This window comes from Caloramator mitchellensis (assembly GCF_001440545.1).
In the GTDB taxonomy this organism is placed as follows: domain Bacteria; phylum Bacillota; class Clostridia; order Clostridiales; family Caloramatoraceae; genus Caloramator; species Caloramator mitchellensis.
Map to the genome: position 1 here is coordinate 34063 of NZ_LKHP01000008.1, position 16404 is coordinate 50466.

The window sequence follows — 16404 nt, forward strand, 5'->3', positions numbered from 1 at the left end:
AAGTCGAATTTCCTTTTAAAAATAAATAAAAATTATTTGCTAATTTTAGCAAACCTAGGTGCAAAATTTTTCTTATAACCATTTATATATAAATTTACCTCTTTAGTCATTTTAACATAAAGTTGTCTGAATTGTAACTCTTTTATTTTACTTTCAGGCATAGTCATAGCATAATAAAGCGCATCTGGATCCCCAATTGCCAAAATCTCGAATGGTGGAACAATGTACTCTCCATTAATTTTAATAATAGGTCCTTCACAAGTAATTTCAGAAATAGAAACTATTCTTTTTCCATTAACCGAAATTGCCTCTGCTCCGGCATTTTTCAAATCAAATACAACATATAAAATATCTGAATTATGTGTAATATAGTCTAATATATTATCATCGCTTGATTCGTAGTCATGATTATCATCGATTAGAATTCTTATTCCATTTCCTTTAACATCATCATATCCTGAAAATAGCTTAACGTAATCTAATTCTTTTTTTAAAGTAGATATGACATTATCATTTATTTTTGTATTTTTATTGTATTCTTCAAGTTTTTTGTTATATATATCAATATCTCTAATCATCGTATTTATCTGAGCTTTAAGTTGTTCTACCTCGATGCTTTTCTTCTGAAATTGGTCATATGTTAATATCATTGAAGGCGTAAATGGGTTAGATATAATAAATGATGTTAAAATTACTCCACAAATAATTCCCAAAAAAAGCAGGAAGAATTTTTTTGAATCTAGTTTCATCAGTTTTCACCCCTGCTTTTCTTTTTACCTCTTGCCTTTTCAATAATTAACCTTCTAATAATTGCGAAATTATTAAATAATCTACTCCCAAAAACCAAAACTGCCGCCAAATAGATAGGAACATTAAGCCTATCACCTAGATAAGCTAACAACGCAGCTATAATGACATTACCAAAAAATCCCGAAATAAAGATGTCTGACTCAAATTTGCCATCCAATGATGCTCTTAAACCTCCAAAAACTGAGTCTAATGCAGCAAGAATTGCAACTGGAACATAAGTTGTATATGCTGATGGAATATCAATTTTAACAAAAACACCTATTATTATTCCAATTATTAATCCAATAATCGGTAACATAATTCACCTACTTTCTCTTAACGTATTTGTATTCAAGCAATTTGTTGTATTTTAATATTTTTATATTTTCAGATCTGACTATTTTTATATCAAATCCGCCTAATTTCCTTAACAATTCAATGACGCTATCAGGCATTTTAAAAGCACCTTCAAGAATTGAAGGATCTCCTATAGCTTTTATTACAAATGGCTGTCCTGGATTAAATTTGCTATCGTTAATTTTAATTGAAAGGCCTGCCTGCCTTATTTGTGTTCTTCCTACATAGCGTTCATCGTTAATCGAAATAGCTTCTGCACCTGCAGAATTTAATTCATTAACAATATCAATTATATCCTTATAATAAACCTGAGAAGCTTGCTTGTTAGCGATATCGTTTATCGGAGTTATTGTTATTTCTATTCCAGGACCCTCCAAATCTGTCAGTCCTGATAAAAATCTTAAACTGTCTATTTCTTCTTTTAACTGACTAGCTATTTTACTTGAGCTTGTTACTGACTTTTCAATTTCTTCAATCCTAGCCTGTGTTTCATTAAGTTTTTTTTGAAGCTCATCCCTTTGCTTTTTTAAATCCTCAGCTTCTTTTACAAGATTCTCAAATTGTCTTGACGAATATTTATATCGTGGACTTTTAGTATATTTAAATTGATAACTAATCATAAAACCTAATATAATACAAATAATTCCAATCCAAACTTGAGAGGACCTATGTTTCATACTTTATCTCCTTTCAATTCTTCTTAAATACTGCTACTCCATCCGAATGGAGTTCAATTATCCCCTTCTGGCCTCTAACCGAAGGATTAGTCATAATTGAATAAGCATATCCAAGCTTATAATCTAAATTCATATAATTCCCAATATGAATTTTTATTCCGCTTTTAGTCTCTAAAATAATATCTTCAGGGTTATTCATATTTACTTTAACAACTCCAAGTTTATTGTTAATCTGTGAAATTTTCAAAACTTCTATTAGACAACTTTGTAGTTTTTCATCTTGAAAAACATTAACTCCTGGATAATACTGATTAGATTTTGTCCCCTCTATCATTAACAACTTATTATTTGGAAATTTATCCAATATCTGAACCATTTTACCCTTATCGTCAATATTAATAAATGAATTTTCGACTTTAATAACACCTCTTATCTTTTTTTCAATTACATTTACATTAACAGAGGAAGGCAGTCGTCTATCAATTATCACATCTTCTACATATGGATTATTTTTAATTAGTTCTTCAGTCTTTCCCTTGTTAATTAAAAATATATTTTTCCCCTTTAACTGAGAAAGTAAAACAACTTCCTCCTTCGACAAAAAAATGTTTCCAGTAACATTTATCGTAACAATATTAAAAAAACTTGATTTTAAAGCTATTGCAAAAAGAAAAAAAACAAAAACCAATAATATTAACAATTTCACAGCCTTGAATTTGTTTCTGTTACCAAATTTATATTTTTCAGTATGACTCATACAAATCATCCTTTGTTGGTTAATTCTGTAATTATATCATAAATCTTATCAGTAGCATCTAAAACTGCTAATTTTTTTGCATTTGAAGACATCTTGCTTAATTTTTCTTTATTAAGGATTAAATTAATTACCTGATCAGCAAAGACATTAGTTTCCAATTGACTCTCTTTAATGACTATTGCAGCTCCATTCTGCTCCAACGCAAGAGCATTGTATTCCTGATGATTATTAGCAACATTTGGAGATGGAATTAATATAGACGGTATGCCTAAAGCAGTAATTTCTGAAATTATTGTTGCCCCTGCTCTGCTGATGATTAGGTCTGCAGAATTTAGTGCCATATCAATATTAAACAAATAAGGCTTAATAACTATTCTCCTGTCACTTTGTATATCCATTTTTTCAATCCTTTTAATTATTTTATCATATTCTTTTTCACCTGTAACAAATAACAATTGTATGTCATTTTGGATTAATTTAGGTATAATTTCTACAATTGTGTCATTTATTCTAGTAGCACCTCTGCTTCCACCTACAACTAAGAGCATCGGTTTATCAACACTCAATCCCCAATAAGATTTATCAGCTTTTTCTTTTTTTATTATTATGCTCTCTCTTATTGGATTACCCGTAAAAACAACTTTGTTCTTTGGAAAATATTTTTCAGTTTCCTTAAATGTTATTGCTATTTTATTAACAAAATGTGCAAGCAATTTGTTAGTCATTCCTGGAAAGGCGTTCTGTTCATGAATAATTGTCGGTATTCCCCTTAACGATGCAGCTAGAACAATAGGTCCACAGACATATCCACCAGTTCCAATAACGATATCCGGTTTAAAGTCTTTTACTATGTCTATTGATTGAACGAATCCCTTAAACACATTTTTCAGTGCTGAAAAAGTTTTTAGGCTTATTTTTTTATTTAATCCTTCAACAGAAATAAATCTAATTTCAAATCCCTCATGAGGAACAAGTTTTTTTTCAAGTCCATTTTCACTACCTACAAAGATGATTTTTGCTTCAGGATTATATTCTTGTATTTTCTTTGCTATGGCAATTCCTGGGTATATATGTCCACCCGTTCCTCCACCTGAGATTATTATTCTCATTTAATCACTCCATTCTAAGAATCTCTTGATATGTTTAATAAAATTCCTAGCGATGCAAGTGTAAACACCAGCGATGAACCCCCATAACTAATTAATGGCAATGTAACCCCTGTTACAGGCATTGATGATGAAACAACTAGGAAATTGATGCTAGTCTGTATAGCCAATAATGATGTTATACCAGTTGCTAATAATGTCCCAAATTTATCTTTACAATTTAATGCTATTTTAATACCTCTCCATACTAGTATTGTAAATAATAATATCACAAAAAAAACTCCAATAAAACCTAATTCTTCACCTATTATTGAAAAGATAAAGTCATTTTGAGCTTCAGGAATATAATAGTTTTTTTGCCTCGATTGTCCAAAACCAACTCCAAACAAACCTCCAGCTCCAAGCGCATATAATGATTGTATAGCTTGATATCCGTCGCCGAGAGGGTCAGCCCAAGGATTTAAAAAGGCAGTAAATCTTCTGAACCTATATGAAGCTGCTAATATTCCTACAACACCTAATCCAACTCCTGATAAAAATAGCAGAGCTAAATGCCAGAATTCCGCTCCTGATACAAATAGCATTGCAAATGCTGTTGCAACTATTATAACTGATGTGCTCATATTAGGTTCTGCTATAATTAGACCAGCAAAAAGACCTGCTACTAAAAGAATCGGAACCACACCTTTAGTAAATTTTTTTACTTTGTCTCCCTTTCTACTGAGATTGTCTGCTGTATAGATAACAAGCATTAGTTTAGCTAGCTCTGATGGCTGTATCCCAAAACTCCCGATTCCAATCCATCTTTTTGCTCCCTTAACTGCAGGTAAGAACAAAACTATAACCAATAGCACAATTGTAACTATCATACCAAATGCTATAATTTTTCTATTCTTATATATCTTGTAATCTATTTTCGAGGTAAAAAACATTGCAATTAATCCAAGACCTGCCCATACAGCTTGCTTTTTAAAATGATAAAAACTATCTCTATAAAGTTCTTTATCTATATACATGCTAGCGCTAAAAACCATATTGATTCCAAATGCTAACAAAACTATTATAACTGCAAACAAAATAAAATCATAGGGACGCTTTTTGCTCATAAGGCCCTCCTATAAACTAATTGATAAGAATCCTATTAAACAAAGAACAGCTGTTATTATCACAAACCATGCTACTATTTTAGTTTCATGATTTCCCTTTTGTTCAAAATGGTGATGTAGTGGTGCCATTTTAAAAACTCTTCTTCCTGTCATTTTAAATGAAATAACTTGAATAATAACTGATAATGTTTCTATAACATAAATTCCACCTACTATTACTATGATAAATGGCATTTTAAGTAGAACAGCAAGAGCCGATATCGCTCCTCCTAGAGCAAGAGACCCTGTATCACCCATGAATACCTCTGCAGGATAAGAATTAAATTTTAAAAATCCCAATAAACCACCTGCAAGTGCTCCGCAAAATATTGACAGATCAGTTTTTCCAAGTCCATAGGTAACTACTGCAAAGAAAACAGAAACAATCAAAGTTACAGATGAAGCTAATCCATCTAAACCATCGGTTAAATTAACAGCATTTGTTGTTCCAACTATTACAAAAATCATAAACGGTATATACCAGATTCCAAGGTCAAAAATTATATTAGTAAAAGGGACATGAACTCCGCTCCCTATTAGGGGATTTTTATATGCATATATTGTTAAAATAATTGCAAAAGTTAGCTGCCCTATTATTTTTTGGTATGCTCTTAACCCTAAGTTTCTTTTCTTGATTATTTTTATGCTATCATCTAATAAACCAATAAAACCAAATCCTACTGTAGTTAAAAGAGCTATAAAAAGTGCACCAGTTATTCTTTGTGATACAACTAATGAAGTTAAAAGTAAGCTGATAATGAATATCAATCCTCCCATTGTTGGAGTTCCAGCCTTTGCAAAATGAGTTCTAGGTCCTTCATCCCTTATGCTCTGTCCAAACTTAAACTTCCTTAATGCAGGTATTACAATAGGCCCTAATAATAAGGCAACTAAAAAAGAAACTATTGTAGAATATATTGTAATTTGCATTTTATTTCCCCTCTTCCTTTAAGTCTAATCAATTCATTCGTTTAAAAGCTCATTAATTATTTTTTTTTCGTCAAATTCGATAGTTTTATCCTTAAGTATTTGATATGTCTCATGTCCTTTACCTGCTATAACTATTACATCTCCTTCTCTTGCAATTTCTAATGCATACTTAATAGCATCTTTTCTATCTACAATGACTTTATATTCGCATCCAGTTTCATATATACCCAGCATAATATCTTCTATAATTTTTTCAGGTTCCTCTGAGCGTGGATTATCTGATGTAATTATACAAAAATCCGCAATTTTTCCTGCTGCAAATCCCATTTTAGGTCTTTTTGATTTATCTCTATCACCGCCAGCTCCAAATAAAGCAATTAATTTTCCCTTAGTATATTCTCTTGTTGATTTTAAAATGTTTTCAATACCATCAGGAGTATGTGCATAATCAATTATAACTGTAAAGCCCCTTTTAGAATTTATCTTCTCACTTCTCCCAGGAACAAATTTTAAATTTTCAAGTCCTAATTTAATTGTCTCCAAGTCTATTCCTATTGAAATAGCCGCAGCAGCACATCCAAGCGAATTATATACATTAAACTTTCCGGGCATATGTAAATTGATATCTATTTCATCTGAATTGTAATAAAGCTTATATTTTGTTCCCTCATCAGAAATAATTATTTCTTTTGCCATAACATCGGCCATTGCATCAATCGCATAGGTAGTCTTTCTTTCATTTATTAGTTCTACCAATTTTAAACCATAATCATCGTCTAGATTAATTATAGCATTTTTTGATGTATAAAAAAGCTTTAACTTGGCATTAAAATAATTTTCCATTGTTTTGTGAAAGTCAAGATGGTCCTGTGTTAAATTTGTAAAAATCCCAACCTCAAAATTTATTCCATAGACTCTTTTGAGTTCAAGTGAATGAGAAGATACTTCCATTATGCAGTATTCAACGCCTTCGTCTACCATTTTTTTGAAATTTCGCTGTAAATCCATTGATTCAGGTGTTGTCCTTTTTGCTACCTCCATTTGATCCCCAAACACATTGAAAATTGTTCCAATTAATCCCGTTTTAAATCCAGCAGCATCTAATATGCTTTTCATCATAAATGTAGATGTTGTTTTTCCATTTGTTCCTGTTATTCCAATAACCTTTAAGCTATTTAATGGATTTCCATAAAAATTTGCAGAAATCAACGCCATTGCTTTTCTCGTGTCTTTAACTTTTATAATAGTAACTTTTTTATCAACATCAACGTCTTTACTAACAACTAAAGCAACAGCACCATTTTGAACTGCTTCTTTAGCAAATGTATGTCCATCTGCTGAAAACCCTTCAATACAAAAGAATAAGCCATTGTCAGTGACATTTCTACTGTTATAATTAATGTTTGTAATATTATAATCATTGCCTGACAAAGTATAATCATTCAATCCTTTTAATAAATCACTAATTTTCATATTAATACCTCCATTTTAACAATGAAAAACGGAGCCATGTCAATAGTCAAAGAATATTCTTCGACCTTTGACATTGACTTCCGCTTTAATCTTCTGGAATCTCAAGTATTACTTTTACAGTAGTTCCTTTATTAACTTCGGTATATGGGGAAACGTCCTGTGACGAAGCTATACCATCACCAAGAAATTCTATACTAATTCCTATACTATTTGCAATATCAAGTATTTCCTTTTTTGTCATTCCCATAAAATCAGGAACAACAACTATTGGCTTTTTGTTAACATTTGTTCCAAGATAAAGAGTTATCTTTGTGTTCTCCTTAACTATAATACCTGGTTTAGGACTAATGTCATAAATGATATTACCATTGCCCTGAATTTCATAGTCTATTTTCTTTGTCTTCAATATTCCTATAGCCTCATCAACTGATTTCCCTCTAACCTCAGGTATCATGACCTCCTTAGGTTGTAAATTACTAACTAAATTAGGCTGAATATTAAGGTATCTTAATATATCCTCGAGAAGTGACTTTGTTAGTGGTGCTGCTGTGCTACCAGCATAATAGTTTGATGGGTCTGGTTCATCTATTGATACAAAAACTACTACTTTCGGATCATCAATAGGGGCAATCGCAGCAAAGGAGGAAATATATTTTCCTGGAGCATATTTACCGTCAATAACCTTTTGAGCTGTTCCTGTTTTACCTCCGATTCTATAACCATCAATATATGCCTTTTTAGCAGCCCCATTTTTGACAACGCTTTCAAGCATTAATAAAAGCTTTTTGGCATTTTCCTGAGAAATAGTTTGTCTTAATAATTTGGGATGAATATCCTCAATCACCTTTGTATTTCCTTCATCATCTGTGTTAATTATTCTTTTTACAAGATGTGGTTGCATCATCTTTCCATTATTTGCTATTGCTCCCAGTATTGAAATAAATTGTATTGGCGTTACTGAAATACCCTGTCCAAATGATTCTGTAGCTAATTCAACAGATTTAACCTGACTTACATCTCTTACTTGTCCTTTAGCTTCCCCTGGAAAGTCTATCCCAGTCTTTTTGCCTAAATTGAAGATATTAAAATATTTATGCAGCTTTTCTTTTCCAAGCTTTTCACCCAGCATGACAAATCCAACATTACAAGAATTTTCTAATATGTTCGTAAAATTTTGAATACCATGTCCTGTTGTTTTCCAACATCTTATTATTCTATTGGCAACTTTTATTGAACCATTACAAACGAACTTATCATTTGAATCTACAATTCCTTCAGAGATTGCAGCTGCTGCCGTCAATATTTTTAAAACTGAACCAGGTTCAAAGCTATCGTTAACAGCCCTATTTTTCCATGACTTAACTGATTCCTGAACATCCCCCTTTACTGGTGTGTTTGGGTCATAGTCAGGTTTATTCGCCATAGCAAGTATTTCGCCAGTTTTGGGATCCATAACAATAGCAGTGATTTGTTTTGCTTTATACTCCTGAAGTCCCTTTTCTATAGCCTTTTCAGTGTAGTATTGAATATATTCATCAATTGTTAAAACTATATCATTACCATTTTGTGGAGGAACATAACTTGCTAATCTAAATGGTAACTCTCTAACAAACTTGTCAGTTTCACCCATAAATCTTCCTGGGACTCCCTTTAGCTCATCATTATAATAAAACTCTAAACCTGCTCTACCGTTTCCGTCTATATCAGTGTTTCCTAAAACATGTGCTAAAAAATTGCCATTTGGATAATATCTCTTTGTATCCTCAGAAACAACTATCCCTGGCAATTCTAACTCTCTAATCTTATTCCCTTGTTCTTTTTCAATTCTTCTTGCAATAATTACACTAGCAACTGGCTGACCATTAGGTAGTTTTTTGTTAAGTTTTGCTAGGACCGATTCTTTGCTCATTCCTAGTATTTGTGATAACTTTTCTGCATACTGCTCTAAAGTAAACTTTTTTTCTTCAACAGCGTCGTGCACATCCTTCATAAAAGCATCTACTCTTTCTACATTACCACTTACAGCAAGTGGATTACCATTTCTATCTAATATTCTACCTCGTTTTGCATCAATTTTTATATCATGAGTCCATTGTTCATAAGCCCATTTCTGCAGTTCAGGAGACCATATAATTTGAATATATGCAAATCTTAAAACTATACCTAATTGCATTAAAAATATAATTGCTAAAAGAAAAACAGCTCTTTTTTTATTAGTTAATGTGGTCTTTTGACTTGACAATTAAATACCCCCTAATAAATTAGTCCAAGCAACTTAAATAAATATCCTAATCCTACTTTTTCTTCTTTTTCATCATTAGCCTCAAGATCTAGCGGTTTTACATCTACATATTTAACATCACTTGGATGGGGAATAATCATCCCATATTTCTCAACTGCTAATTTGTCTACTTCTCTAATTTTATTTAATCCAGCAATTTGAACATTTATATTTTCATTTTCGTCCTGTAGCATTTTAATTTCCTTTTTTATACTTCTTATTTCAGCATTTAATTTCAATATATTAGCATACCTAGCCAATGTAAAAATTGACAAAATAGAAACTGCAATAACTATACTCAAGAATTTTTTTTCCTTTGGTTTTGGTCTTCTAACCTTGTTTTGCTTTAATAATTTATTTTCAGAAATTTCGACTTTATTTGGTAATTTATATGCAGCAGTTCCCTGAACATAGTTTTTGTTATTTGCCATTATCAATTTATTCACCCCTCAACCAGTTTAGAACTTATATTTTTTCGGCAATTCTTAGTTTAGCACTTTTTGATCTTGAATTTTCTTTTAGTTCCTCTTCTGATGGAAGAATAGGCTTTTTTGTTATAACTCTTAAGTCTGCAATATTACCACACGTGCAAACAGGAAAATTAGGTGGACATACACAAGGATTTTCTCTTTTTCTAAAAACATTTTTGACTATTCTATCTTCAAGCGAGTGAAATGTAATAATACAAATTCTTCCTTCTGAACTTAAAACATCTACGCAATCATTTACTGCGCTTTCTAATATTTCTAGTTCTTTGTTAACTTCTATACGTATTGCCTGAAAAACCCTTTTAGCCGGATGCCCTCCTTCTCTTCGAGCTTTAACTGGTATAGCATCCTTAATAATATCAACAAGTTCGTATGTTGTATTAATATTTTTTATTTTTCTCCTCTTTATAATTAAATCTGCTATTTTAGATGCAAATTTTTCTTCACCATATTCCTTTAATATTCTAATTAAATCTTCTTTTGAATACCCATTAACTACATCCCATGCAGTTAAGTCGTCATCTTTATTCATCCTCATATCAAGCTTTGCATTATGCATATAGCTAAAGCCTCTATCTGGATTGTCTAATTGATATGATGAAACCCCTAAATCAAGTAAAATTCCATCAACTTTCTCAATTTTCAAATCTTCTAATATCGATTTAATCTTTGAAAAATTATTATGTATAAACTTAACATTATTAAAATCTTTTAATCTTTCCATCGAGGCATTTAAAGCATCCATGTCCTGATCAATACCGATGAGTTCACCGGTTGTTAAGTGTTTAGCAATTTCAATAGAGTGTCCTGCGCCTCCCATTGTTCCATCTACATAAATACCATCTTCCTTAATATTTAGTCCTTCAATACATTCATTAAGCATTACTGAATAATGTTTAAACTCCATATATTTCACCTTTTTCTACTATATTCCCAGCTCTGACATCTTTTCAGCTATTTCGTTAAAATCAATATTCTTCTCGTTATATTCTTTCCACTTATCCTTGCTCCATATTTCTATCCTACTTAATACTCCTATACTTACTATTTCCTTATTAATTGCCGCATATTCTAATAAATTTTGCGGGATTAACGCTCTACCTTGTTTATCGATTTCTATTTCTGCTGCCCCTGAAAACATAAATCTTACAAATGCTCTTGCATCTTTATTAGTTAATGGTAAAGACTTAAGCTTATCCTCTAATTTTCTCCACTCTTCCATAGGATAAGCATAAAGGCATCCATCTAGCCCTTTAGTCATTACAAACTTGTTTCCTAGTTGCTCTCTAAATTTTGATGGGACGATTATTCTATTCTTATTATCAAGAGCATGATGATATTCACCGATAAACATAAATTATAATCCCACCTTAACCACTTTACTCCACTTTCCACCACTACATATATAATTCTATATCATTTTTAAATTTCCTGCTATATTTTTAAAAAATTTATTTAATTTTTTATATCACAAATAAGTATCTCATGAATTAATATATGACATTAGAATTTGGGAGTTATTTAATTATTTCAGTCTTTAAAACATTGATGAAAAAACAAAAAAGTTAACTGAAAAACAGTTAACTTTTTACATTAATTGTCATTTTTTTCTTTACTTAACCAAAAATACTTATTCAAATAAAAATCATAAATCAACTTATCAAGTTCCTGGCTAATCTGAATAATAATATCATAGTCAGCATTCGAATTTAAGTAATCATATAATTTAGATCTCATAATTTCTATTTCAGCATTTGCCATAATATCACCACCATTGCATTTTGTGAGTGGAAAGTGGTGATATATTAATATTACAATATCTGTTATTTTTTGTCAAGAAGCTTTATTAATTTTACTTTTGCACTTTCTTTTTCCATATTTTTTCAATTTATTTATTTTTCATCTATCTTTTTTACACAGAAATCATTTTTTTGCTTTACTTGAAGAAAGTCTTATGATAATGTATAATCTTAATGTTAAAAAAGTAAATTAGGAAAGGAAGAATTGATATGAAGCTTGGTATAGTAGGTTTGCCTAATGTAGGCAAAAGCACATTGTTTAATGCAATTACTCAAGCTGGAGCTGAGTGTGCAAATTATCCATTCTGCACCATAGAGCCTAACGTCGGCGTAGTAGCAGTTCCAGATGAAAGATTAGATAAACTTGCACAGATGTATAATCCTGAAAAGGTAACTCCAGCAGTTATAGAATTTTATGATATCGCAGGACTTGTTAAAGGCGCAAGCAAAGGTGAAGGGTTAGGTAATAAATTTTTATCACATATAAGAGAAGTTTCAGCAATAGTTCATGTCGTTAGATGTTTTGAAGATTCAAACATTGTGCATGTTGAAGGGTCAATTGATCCTATCAGAGACATAGAAACAATAAATTTAGAACTTGTTTTTTCTGATTTAGAAGTATTAGAAAGAAGAATGGATAAAACTAAAAAGGCTGCTAGATCTGGTGATAAAAAAGCCCAGGAAGAGCTTAATTTCATGGAAAGGTTGTATTCGCATCTAGAGTCAGGAAAACCAGCAAGGACTTTAGCAATGAGCCAAGAAGAAGAAGAACTCATTAAACAGTTTTTCCTTTTGACATCGAAACCTGTTCTTTACGCTTGCAATATATCTGAGGATAACCTTTTAAGCGGTAATATGGAAAACATATACGTTAAAAAGGTAGAAGAATATGCAGCATCTGAAAACTCAGAAGTCGTTGTGATTTCTGCAAAAATAGAAGAAGAAATTTCAGTTTTAGAAGGTGAAGAAAAAAAGGAATTCTTACAAAGCTACGGCCTTGATGAACCTGGACTCCACAAACTTATAAAGGCTAGTTATAGATTATTAGGTTTAATTAGTTTTCTTACGGCTGGTCCAAAGGAAGTTAGAGCTTGGACCATTAAAGAAGGAACTAAAGCCCCTCAAGCAGCTGGAAAAATTCACTCAGATATTGAAAGAGGGTTCATCAGAGCGGAAGTAATATCTTTTGAAGATTTAATTGCTGCAGGCTCAGAAGTCACCGCAAAGGAAAAAGGACTAATTAGACTTGAAGGAAAAGAATACATCATGAAAGACGGAGATGTTGTAGTCTTTAGATTTAATGTATAAAAATGTTCCATCAAAATTATTACATTATTTTTATAAAACATATTGGAACCTTAAATCCCCATGAATGCTGATTTCATGGGGATTATTCTTTAAAAATCATCAAAAAATTTTATAACGTTGCCTTTTATTCCTATTTTTGTGAAACATCGTTATATCTTTTGAGCTTTTCCTCAACTCTCTTTTTAATAACTTCCATTAAATCTTCATTTTTTCTAATAAAATTATCACTGCATAATATTTCAAAGCATTCTTCTATATTGTTAACAAGATATATGTTAAATAATCCCTTTTTAATAGCATTTAATACTTCATCCTTTAGTACTAAATCATCATAATTACTAAATGGAATTATAACTCCATGGCTTCCATCAAGCCCAAACATATTACATATATCAAAAAATCCCTCAATTTTCTGGTTTATTCCTCCAACAGGCTGGATTTCTCCCCTCTGATTAATTGAACCTGTTATAGCTATGCTCTGCTTAATTGGTATATCTCCAAGGCTGGAAATAAGAGCAATCAACTCTGCAGCGGATGCACTATCTCCTTCAATGCCACCATAAAGCTGTTCAAAACATATGCTTGCATTAAAAGAAAGTGGAAATTTTTGACCAAAAAGTTGGCCAATATACCCAGAAAGAATTAATATACCTTTGTTGTGAATTGTTCCTGACATATTAGCCTCTCTTTCTATATTTATTACACCTTCTTTACCCATATAAGTCGTAACAGTTATTCTATTTTGTTTTCCAAAAGAATAATCGCCTAATTCTAATACAGATAATGCATTAATTTCTCCAATTCTATATCCATTTAGCTGAACTAAATACTTGCCATCTTTATACATATCAAGAACTCTGTCTTTATAAAAAGAGTGCCTTTTTTCATATTCTGCTAATGCAGCCTTAACATCTTTTTCATTAATATAGTTTCCATTTCTGCTAATGCAAATTATCGCTGATTCATCAATTATTTTAATTATATCCCTAAAGCATGATGTCAAATATTTTCTATTTTCAGAAAGTCTCATTGAAAATCTAAACAACTCGAATACAGCCTTTTTAGTGACGTGTGGCAAATTGTTTGATGCACAATAAAAACTTATAAACCCTAAAAATTCATTTGCAATTTTATCATTTAATTTTATTTCGCTTTCAAATTCAGCTTTTATATTGAATAACTCTTTAAAGTCCTCATCATATAAATATAAAAAATAATAAATGTATTCGTTTCCTAATAGAATCACCTTTACATTCAATGGTATTCTTTCTGGCTTCAATGCAACTATAGGGATAATATCGAATTGATTTTTTAAGTTTTCTATTTGAATATATTCATTCTTCAATGCATTCTTTAAGGCTTTCCATCCTTGATATGTGCTTAATAACTGAAGTGCATCAATAATAAGATAACCACCATTTGCTCTATGAAGACTACCTGGTTTAATCATAGTAAAATCTGATACTAGAGAACCTCTTTCATTTTCATATTCAATTACACCAATTAAATTTTGAAATTCAGGGAAATCGTCAAAAACAATTGGAGCACCTTTTTTTTTATTACAGGTTATAACATTGACAAAATACCTCTTAAAAAAGGATTCATCAATTTGATCATTCTCACCTCCAAGAAATGCATCGATATTCTCAATCACATCTTTTTGCAGGTCATCTAAATACTTAACTATTTTTTCATTATACCCATATTTATTTTTTAAATTTAAAATTCTTTTACTTATCGTCTCATATGCACTGTTATCATCAAGCCGTCTTAGTTGCTCTGACATCTCCTTTTTTAAGAATTTTGTTTTTCTCAAAACTTCTAGTGCTAAAAACTTTAAACTTCTTACATCTTCAGTGATTTTTTCCTTATCTTTTTCATCAAGTTCATTATACTCTTGTTCAGTCATTTCTTCATTATTTCTTATAGGTATGAAAGCAAAGCCTTCTCTTGTAGATTTTACAACGAAATTTTTTCCCTTAGCTTCATCGTATAACTTTTGAATAAGATCAAAACTTTCTTTCTGAAATTTTTCAATAATGAGCTCTCTTGCCTTTTCGTATTCCTCTTCAGAAAACAATCTTGGTATTTCATCGAATAACGAATCGATAAAATTATCTATATCATTTTTAAATCCTTCAGAAGTTCCAGGCTTAAGGTTTAAAGCAATTGGACTAAAACTATCAGAAAAATTATATACATAGCACCAATCATCGGGAGTTTCTTCATCACTTGCTATCTGTATTAATTTTTCAAGAATGTATTTTTTTCTTCCACTTCCATTGCTTCCACAAACAAAAATATTATATCCAGATTTTTTTAGTTTTAATCCTGTTTCTATCGCTCTGATGGCTCTTTCCTGTCCTATTATCTCCTTATAATTTATTATTTCCTGAGTAGTTCTAAAATCTGGTAAGGATTCGAGCCTAATGTTCAAATCTTCATATTTCAATTTCTTATACTTCACCGATATATCCCCCCTAAAAATATTCGAAAACAAAAGTCGGTGTTTACTATATAATATTCAGACAATTAATTATGGATAACTTCTTTGTTAAAAAGAAAAGCTGCAAAATCTGCAGCTTTTTAATATGCCTTTTCTTCAGTTGATTTTCCGATTATCTTTAAGGATGAACTTGCTCCGATTCTATTAGCACCAGCTTCAATCATATTCACTGCATCTTGAAAGCTGTGAACTCCTCCTGAAGCTTTGACACCCATTTCAGAACCTACTGTTTCTCTCATAAGCCTAATATCCTCAACCTTAGCCCCCCATTTGCTAAATCCAGTTGAAGTTTTTACAAAATCTGCTCCGGCCTCTTTAGCCAATTTACAAGCCATAATTTTTTCCTCGTCGGTTAAAAGACATGTCTCTATTATCACCTTAACAAGTGCCTTTCCTTTTGCAGCATCAACAACGGTCTTAATATCATCTCTTATGTAATCATAGTTTTTTGCTTTTAGCATTCCAATGTTAATTACCATATCTACTTCAGTCGCACCTTCTTCTATAGCCTTTTTTGTCTCAAAAGCCTTTACTTCCTTATTAGTTGCACCTAGTGGAAAGCCTATCACCGTGCATACTTTGACATTGCTGCCCTTTAATTCTTCAGCTGCTAAATTTACATAGCATGGATTAATACACACCGATGCAAAGCCATGTTCCTTAGCTTCACTGCATACTTTTTTTACATCCTCAGGAGTAGTTTCTGGTTTTAAAATAGTGTGGTCTATTATTGAAGCCACATATTCTCTTGTAATCATAATAGCCCTCCTTTAATATCTAAATAAGTA

General features: G+C 31.2%; 16 protein-coding genes. 1 reads left to right on the plus strand and 15 read right to left on the minus strand.

What is annotated here, in order from left to right:
- Positions 1-32 precede the first annotated feature (32 nt).
- The 13 genes from ABG79_RS07720 to ABG79_RS12260 form a co-directional block, all read right to left on the minus strand.
- Complete coding sequence (locus ABG79_RS07720; RefSeq protein WP_057978821.1) at positions 33-749, minus strand: DUF881 domain-containing protein; 717 nt, start codon at positions 747-749, stop codon at positions 33-35.
- Positions 749-1108 carry a small basic family protein gene (locus tag ABG79_RS07725; RefSeq protein WP_057978823.1) on the minus strand — a complete coding sequence of 120 codons (360 nt, stop codon included), beginning with the start codon at positions 1106-1108 and terminating at the stop codon, positions 749-751. Before ABG79_RS07725 ends, ABG79_RS07720 begins: the two co-directional genes overlap by 1 nt.
- 7 nt (positions 1109-1115) lie before the next feature.
- On the minus strand, positions 1116-1823 hold the full coding sequence (locus ABG79_RS07730) for a DUF881 domain-containing protein (RefSeq protein ID WP_057978825.1): 708 nt from the start codon (positions 1821-1823) through the stop codon (positions 1116-1118).
- A 13-nt stretch (positions 1824-1836) separates the two neighbouring features.
- Positions 1837-2580, minus strand: coding sequence for a cell division protein FtsQ/DivIB (locus tag ABG79_RS07735; RefSeq protein ID WP_057978827.1), 744 nt, complete (start codon positions 2578-2580; stop codon positions 1837-1839).
- A gap of 5 nt (positions 2581-2585) precedes the next feature.
- Entirely contained in the window at positions 2586-3689 is a 1104-nt protein-coding gene (gene murG, locus ABG79_RS07740) for an undecaprenyldiphospho-muramoylpentapeptide beta-N-acetylglucosaminyltransferase (protein WP_057978829.1), read from the minus strand.
- A gap of 14 nt (positions 3690-3703) precedes the next feature.
- Positions 3704-4792, minus strand: a complete 1089-nt coding sequence (gene spoVE, locus ABG79_RS07745; RefSeq protein WP_057978831.1) for a stage V sporulation protein E — start codon at positions 4790-4792, stop codon at positions 3704-3706.
- Between the two features lie 9 nt (positions 4793-4801).
- Entirely contained in the window at positions 4802-5761 is a 960-nt protein-coding gene (mraY, locus tag ABG79_RS07750; RefSeq protein WP_057978833.1) for a phospho-N-acetylmuramoyl-pentapeptide-transferase, read from the minus strand.
- A 33-nt stretch (positions 5762-5794) separates the two neighbouring features.
- Positions 5795-7234, minus strand: a complete 1440-nt coding sequence (locus tag ABG79_RS07755; protein ID WP_057978835.1) for a UDP-N-acetylmuramoyl-L-alanyl-D-glutamate--2,6-diaminopimelate ligase — start codon at positions 7232-7234, stop codon at positions 5795-5797.
- A gap of 85 nt (positions 7235-7319) precedes the next feature.
- On the minus strand, positions 7320-9476 hold the full coding sequence (locus tag ABG79_RS07760; protein WP_057978836.1) for a stage V sporulation protein D: 2157 nt from the start codon (positions 9474-9476) through the stop codon (positions 7320-7322).
- Between the two features lie 11 nt (positions 9477-9487).
- Entirely contained in the window at positions 9488-9946 is a 459-nt protein-coding gene (locus ABG79_RS07765) for a septum formation initiator family protein (protein WP_152978226.1), read from the minus strand.
- Between the two features lie 34 nt (positions 9947-9980).
- Positions 9981-10910 carry a 16S rRNA (cytosine(1402)-N(4))-methyltransferase RsmH gene (gene rsmH, locus ABG79_RS07770; RefSeq protein WP_057978841.1) on the minus strand — a complete coding sequence of 310 codons (930 nt, stop codon included), beginning with the start codon at positions 10908-10910 and terminating at the stop codon, positions 9981-9983.
- 18 nt (positions 10911-10928) lie between these two features.
- Entirely contained in the window at positions 10929-11357 is a 429-nt protein-coding gene (mraZ, locus tag ABG79_RS07775) for a division/cell wall cluster transcriptional repressor MraZ (protein ID WP_057978843.1), read from the minus strand.
- A gap of 239 nt (positions 11358-11596) precedes the next feature.
- Positions 11597-11764: an aspartyl-phosphate phosphatase Spo0E family protein gene (locus tag ABG79_RS12260; protein ID WP_083490375.1), complete on the minus strand. Its 168-nt coding sequence runs from the start codon at positions 11762-11764 to the stop codon at positions 11597-11599.
- Between the two features lie 248 nt (positions 11765-12012).
- Here ABG79_RS12260 and ychF point away from each other — a divergent pair, with 248 nt between their 5' ends.
- A complete protein-coding gene (ychF, locus tag ABG79_RS07780; protein WP_057978845.1) occupies positions 12013-13110 on the plus strand; it encodes a redox-regulated ATPase YchF in 1098 nt (365 codons plus the stop codon).
- Positions 13111-13240: 130 nt separating this feature from the next.
- Here ychF and ABG79_RS07785 read toward each other — a convergent pair whose 3' ends face one another.
- Together ABG79_RS07785 and deoC are read right to left on the minus strand one after the other, a co-directional pair.
- Positions 13241-15577 carry a Lon protease family protein gene (locus ABG79_RS07785; RefSeq protein WP_057978847.1) on the minus strand — a complete coding sequence of 779 codons (2337 nt, stop codon included), beginning with the start codon at positions 15575-15577 and terminating at the stop codon, positions 13241-13243.
- Positions 15578-15696: 119 nt separating this feature from the next.
- Positions 15697-16374 carry a deoxyribose-phosphate aldolase gene (gene deoC, locus ABG79_RS07790; protein ID WP_057978849.1) on the minus strand — a complete coding sequence of 226 codons (678 nt, stop codon included), beginning with the start codon at positions 16372-16374 and terminating at the stop codon, positions 15697-15699.
- Between the last annotated feature and the right edge of the window lie 30 nt (positions 16375-16404).